At 72.4% G+C, this 5872-nt stretch carries 4 protein-coding genes; 3 read left to right on the top strand and 1 reads right to left on the bottom strand.

What is annotated here, in order from left to right; translation table 11 throughout:
• On the top strand, positions 1 to 1500 hold a 1500-nt coding region (locus tag CCN72_RS35195; RefSeq protein WP_107430259.1), incomplete at its 5' end, for a M1 family metallopeptidase.
• Positions 1501 to 1888: 388 nt separating this feature from the next.
• Positions 1889 to 3379, top strand: a complete 1491-nt coding sequence (gene hflX, locus CCN72_RS35190) for a GTPase HflX (protein ID WP_086812428.1) — start codon at positions 1889 to 1891, stop codon at positions 3377 to 3379.
• 153 nt (positions 3380 to 3532) lie between these two features.
• Here the strand turns inward: hflX and CCN72_RS35185 are convergent, their stop codons facing one another.
• Positions 3533 to 4762: a trypsin-like serine peptidase gene (locus CCN72_RS35185; RefSeq protein WP_208638183.1), complete on the bottom strand. Its 1230-nt coding sequence runs from the start codon at positions 4760 to 4762 to the stop codon at positions 3533 to 3535.
• A gap of 306 nt (positions 4763 to 5068) precedes the next feature.
• Between CCN72_RS35185 and CCN72_RS35180 the strand changes: the two genes are divergently transcribed.
• Positions 5069 to 5872 (top strand): aminotransferase class III-fold pyridoxal phosphate-dependent enzyme (locus CCN72_RS35180; protein ID WP_143664315.1); only part of this gene is annotated, 804 nt, incomplete at its 3' end.

Below are 5872 nucleotides of genomic sequence, written 5' to 3'. Positions count from 1 at the left end.
GCCCCCGGCCCCCGCCGCCGCAAGGCCGTCCTGCTCGCCTCCGCCGCCTCCGTCTGCTCCCTGTGCCTGCTCGGGGCCGCCGCCCCGCCCGTGCCGCTCGGCATCGGTGACCGGCTGTACCCGACGCTGGGCAACCCCGGATACGACGTCGCGTCGTACGACGTGGACCTCACCTACCCCGGCGCCAACGACAAGCCGCTCCAGGCCGTCACCACCATCGACGCCTGGGTCACCGCCGACCTGGACCGCCTCAACCTGGACTTCGCGCGCGGCACCGTCCGCTCCGTCGAGGTCGACGGGGTCCCCGCGGACTTCCAGAGCGCCGGGGAGGACCTGGTCGTCACCCCCGTACAGCCGCTGCGCCGGGGCGACTGGGTCCGGATCACCGTGCGGCACACCAGCGACCCCCGGCCCACCGGGGACCAGAAGGGCGACGGCGGCTGGGTGCCCACCACCGACGGACTCGTCATGGCGAACCAGGCCGACGCCGCCCACCTGGTCTTCCCGTGCAACGACCACCCCTCCGACAAGGCGATGTTCACCTTCCGGGTCACCGCGCCCGACGCCTACACCGTGGTCGCCAACGGCCTGCCCACCGGAGCGCGGCGCACCGGCTCCAGCACCACCTGGACCTATCGCACCGAGCACCCCATGGCCACCGAGCTGGCCCAGGTCTCCATCGGCCGCTCCGACGTGCCGCGCCGCGAGGGCCCCCACGGACTGCCCCTGCGCGATGTCGTGCCCAGCGCCGACCGCAAGACCCTCGAACCCTGGCTCGCCAAGACGCCCGACCAGATCGCCTGGATGGAGAGCAAGGTCGGCCCGTACCCGTTCGAGACGTACGGCGTGATCATGGCGAACGCCACCACCGGTTTCGAACTGGAGACACAGACCCTCTCGCTCTTCGAGAAGAACCTGTTCACCGAGCCCGCCTACCCCAAGTGGTACGTCGAGTCGGTCATGGTGCACGAGCTGTCCCACCAGTGGTTCGGCGACAGCGTCAGCCCCGCCACCTGGTCCGACGTGTGGCTGAACGAGGGGCACGCGACCTGGTACGAGGCCCTGTACGCGCAGGAGAAGGGCCACCAGCCGATGATCGACCGGATGAAGGCCGCCTACGCCGCCTCCGACGGCTGGCGTGCCTCCGGCGGTCCGCCCGCCCGGCCCAAGCTGCCCGCGCCCGGCCAGAAGATCAGCATCTTCCGGCCCAGCGTCTACGACGGCGCGGCCCTCGCCCTCTACGCCCTGCGGCAGGAGATCGGCCGCCCCGCCTTCGAGCGCCTGGAACGGCTCTGGGTCCGCGACCACCGCGACGCCAACGCCTCCACCGACGACTACATCGCCCTGGCCTCCGAGGTCGCAGGCCGGGACCTCAGCGGCTTCCTGCACGACTGGCTGTACGGCGAGAAGACCCCGCCGATGCCCGGCCACCCGGACTGGAAGCCGGCCGACCCGCCCGCGAAGTCCCCGAAGGCGGCCAAGCGACCGGCCCACAGGTGAGCCGACGGACGGCGCCCCGGCCCCGGCACGGGAGCCCTACGGCGGCGCTTCGGCCCCGAGAGGGAAGGGCGGCAGCACTGCTACGGCCTCGGGCCGGGACGGCGACGCCCCCGCCCCGGCGCCGGCACGGGCGCGCGACGGCGCTGCTCCGGCCCCGGGAGGGGAGGACAACGCCGCTGCCCGGGCCCCGCGAAATGGGGGCGGCGGCCCCGCCCCGCCCCCGCGATAACACGGTGACGCGGCGCGCCGCCTCGTGCGACCATCTTCGGGTCGGCGCCGCGCGGGACACGGGAATCTCCCGGGGTACCCGAGCGTTGACCATGACGAGCGGTCCTGCCGGGCCGCCGTACCGACGCCGCCATGGCACTCCCATCGACGTAAGGATCCAATGACCTCCTCTTCTTCCCCTTCCCAGGACGCCAAGCGCACGGCGCACGCCTACCCCGAGGGTCTTCGGGCCGATGCCCTGATGGAAGAGGACGTCGCCTGGAGCCACGAGATCGACGGAGAGCGGGACGGCGAGCAGTTCGACCGCTCCGAGCGCGCGGCCCTGCGCCGTGTGGTGGGTCTGTCCACCGAGCTGGAGGACGTCACCGAGGTCGAGTACCGCCAGCTCCGCCTGGAGCGGGTCGTGCTCGTCGGCGTGTGGACCACCGGCACCGTGCAGGACGCCGACAACTCCCTCGCGGAGCTGGCCGCCCTCGCGGAGACGGCGGGCGCCCTCGTGCTCGACGGCGTGATCCAGCGCCGCGACAAGCCCGACGCGGCCACCTACATCGGCTCCGGCAAGGCCCTGGAGCTGCGCGACATCGTCATGGAGACGGGCGCGGACACCGTGATCTGCGACGGTGAGCTGAGCCCCGGCCAGCTGATCCAGCTGGAGGACGTCGTCAAGGTCAAGGTCATCGACCGCACCGCCCTGATCCTGGACATCTTCGCCCAGCACGCCAAGTCCCGTGAGGGCAAGGCGCAGGTCGCGCTCGCCCAGATGCAGTACATGCTGCCGAGGCTGCGCGGCTGGGGCCAGTCGCTGTCCCGGCAGATGGGTGGCGGTCGCGGCGGCCTCGCCACGCGTGGTCCCGGTGAGACCAAGATCGAGACGGACCGGCGCCGGATCCGCGAGAAGATGGCGAAGATGCGCCGGGAGATCGCGGACATGAAGACCGGCCGCGAGATCAAACGCCAGGAGCGCCGGCGCAACAAGGTGCCCTCCGTCGCCATCGCCGGTTACACCAACGCCGGCAAGTCCTCCCTGCTCAACCGGCTCACCGGCGCGGGCGTCCTGGTCGAGAACGCGCTGTTCGCGACCCTGGACCCGACCGTGCGCCGGGCGGAGACCCCGAGCGGCCGGCTGTACACCCTGGCGGACACCGTCGGCTTCGTCCGGCATCTGCCCCACCACCTGGTCGAGGCGTTCCGCTCCACCATGGAGGAGGTCGGCGACTCCGACCTGATCCTGCATGTGGTGGACGGCTCGCACCCGGTCCCCGAGGAGCAGCTCGCCGCCGTGCGCGAGGTCATCCGGGACGTCGGCGCCACCGGCGTACCCGAGATCGTCGTGATCAACAAGGCGGACGCGGCCGACCCGCTGGTCCTCCAGCGGCTGCTGCGCGTCGAGAAGCGCTCCATCGCCGTCTCGGCCCGCACCGGCCAGGGCATCGCCGAGCTGCTCGCGCTCATCGACGAGGAGCTGCCGCGCCCCGAGGTCGAGGTCGAGGCACTGGTGCCGTACACCCACGGCAAGCTGGTCGCGCGCGCCCACACCGAGGGCGAGGTGATCTCCGAGGAGCACACCGCGGAGGGCACCCTGCTCAAGGTCCGGGTGCACGAGGAACTGGCCGCGGACCTGGCGCCGTACACGCCGGTCTCCGCGAGCTGACCCACGGCAGTACGACGGCGAAGGCCCGCCACCCCCTCGGGGGCGGCGGGCCTTCGCCGTACAGGCTCACGGCCGTACAGGCTCACGGCCGTACAGGCTCACGGCCGTACAGGCTCACGGCCGTACAGGCTCACGTCGTACGGTCCGCAGGGCTTACTGTCCGGCGAACTTGTCGCTGACCGACTTGTACACGCCCTTGGCCACATCACCGAAGCGGGGACCCGCCAGCCAGCCGGACGTCACCGGGCCGATCGAGGTGTTGGACACCAGCGCGGGCTTGCCGTCCGAGCCGGTCTCCACCCAGCCGCCGCCGGAGGCGCCACCGGTCATGGTGCAGCCGATCCGGTACATCGTCGGGTCGGCCTGGTCCATCGACAGCCGGCCCGGCTTGTCCTCGCACTGGTAGAGCAGCTGGCCGTCGTACGGCGGCGCCGCCGGGTAGCCCGAGGCCGTCATGTCCCGTACCTTCGGCACGGCGGGCGCGTCGAAGTCCACCGGCAGCGCCCCGCCGACGGTCTCCTCCAGCGACTTGCCGCCGTTGCCCTGCTCCGGCGTCACATGGATGACCGCGAAGTCGTACGGCGCCCCGTCGCCACCGGTCTCGCCGCCCTTGTCGATCCACTGCTGGGAGGTCTGCGCCGCGTCCGCCCACCAGACGCCGTACGGGGCGATCTGCTCCCGGGAGGCGTGCTGGAGCTGGTCGACCGACTGGGCCGCGTTGTTGTACGACGGCACGAAGGCGAGGTTGCGGTACCAGCCGCCGCTCTTGCCGGCGTGCACACAGTGGCCCGCCGTCCACACCAGGTTGGACTTGCCCGGGTGCGCGGGGTCCTCCACGACCGTGCCCGAGCAGACCATGTGGCCCTCGGGGGAGTCGAAGAACACCTTGCCCGAGGTGGCCGCGTTGGCGTGGTACGGCGCCGCGACCTGCCGCGCCTTCACCGGCTGCGGGGTCGGGTCGGTCACGCCCTGGTCACCGGAGATGTCGTTGTCGTGGACGCCCTTGTCCGGGTCGCCCGCGTGCCGCATCCGGTCCGGGTCCCACAGGCCCTTGATGATCGGGTTGATGAAGTCGTTGGCCTCGCGCAGCCAGTCCTTGCGGTTCCAGTCCTTCCAGGCGCCGTTCTTCCACTTGTCGATGTCGATCCCGTGCTCCTTGAGCTTCTGGCGCACATCGTCCGGGATCTTGATCTTTCCGTCGCCGGCGCCGGCCGCCGCGGCGGAGGCGGACGGATTGCCGTCGGCTTGGTCGTCGCCGTTGCAGGCGGTGGCGGTCAGCGCCAGTGCCGAGGCGAGGGCGACCGCCGCCAGCGAGGTCGAGGCGCGGCGGGTGCGGATGCCCCTTCCTCGCCGGTCGGTGGACGACGGCCGTATGGATCGCATGCTCGTGACTCCCCGTGTGGTGACGGAACTTCGGCGCTCGGCCAGGACAGCGGCGGCCCCCTCAGGGAGAGTTCGGGCCGGTGCCTTGACCTTTCGGAACGGCATCACACCCTATGCGTTCGGCGCCCCCGACTTTTGCCGGTACGGCAACGGTTTCGCTACGAGCGGCGCGCGGAGGACACATCGATCCGGGGTAAGGCCGTGACCCCGGCGCCCGGTGAGCGGTTGTAGGCGGCGGGGGGCCCGCTGCCTGTCCTTGGTCCCCGTGGATCAACTCGCCTGTTTTCAGCGGGAGGACAGCCAGCCGTGGCCGTGACCGAGTCGTTGGCGGAAGAAGCGCACGGGCCGGCGAGTGCCGTGCACGAGGGGATCCTGCGGCGCCAGTCGGCGCGCGAGTCCTCGGCGCGCACCTACGCACGGGCCCTGCCCATCGTGCCCGTGCGGGCGCGCGGGCTGACCATCGAGGGCGCGGACGGCCGCCGCTATCTGGACTGCCTCTCCGGCGCGGGCACGCTCGCGCTCGGCCACAACCATCCGGTGGTCCTGGCGGCCGTCCGCCAAGTCCTGGACTCCGGCGCCCCGTTGTCGGTCCTCGACCTGGCGACCCCGGTCAAGGACGCGTTCATCACCGAGCTGTTCCGCACCCTCCCGCCGGGTCTCGCCGGGCGGGCGCGGGTGCAGTTCTGCGGACCGGCCGGGACGGACGCCGTCGAGGCCGCGCTCAAACTGGTACGGACCGCGACCGGCCGCAGCGGTGTCCTCGCCTTCACCGGCGCGTACCACGGCATGACGGCCGGCGCGCTGGCCGTCTCCGGGGGCGCGCCCGAGGTCCAGGCCGCCCGGCTGCCCTATCCGCAGGACTACCGCTGCCCCTTCGGCGTCGGCGGCCCGCACGGCGCCGAACTCGCCGCCCGCTGGACCGAGTCGCTCCTGGACGACCCCAAGTCCGGGGTGCCGCTGCCCGCCGGGATGATCCTGGAACCGGTGCAGGGCGAGGGCGGGGTGCTCCCGGCCCCGGACGACTGGCTGCGCCGGATGCGCCGACTCACCGCGGACCGCGCGATCCCGCTGATCGCCGACGAGGTGCAGACCGGCGTCGGCCGCACCGGC

The sequence above is a fragment of the Streptomyces murinus genome (assembly GCF_002154555.1).
Taxonomy (GTDB): Bacteria; Actinomycetota; Actinomycetes; order Streptomycetales; family Streptomycetaceae; genus Streptomyces; species Streptomyces murinus.
This window is presented reverse-complemented; position numbering and strand designations above follow the sequence as displayed.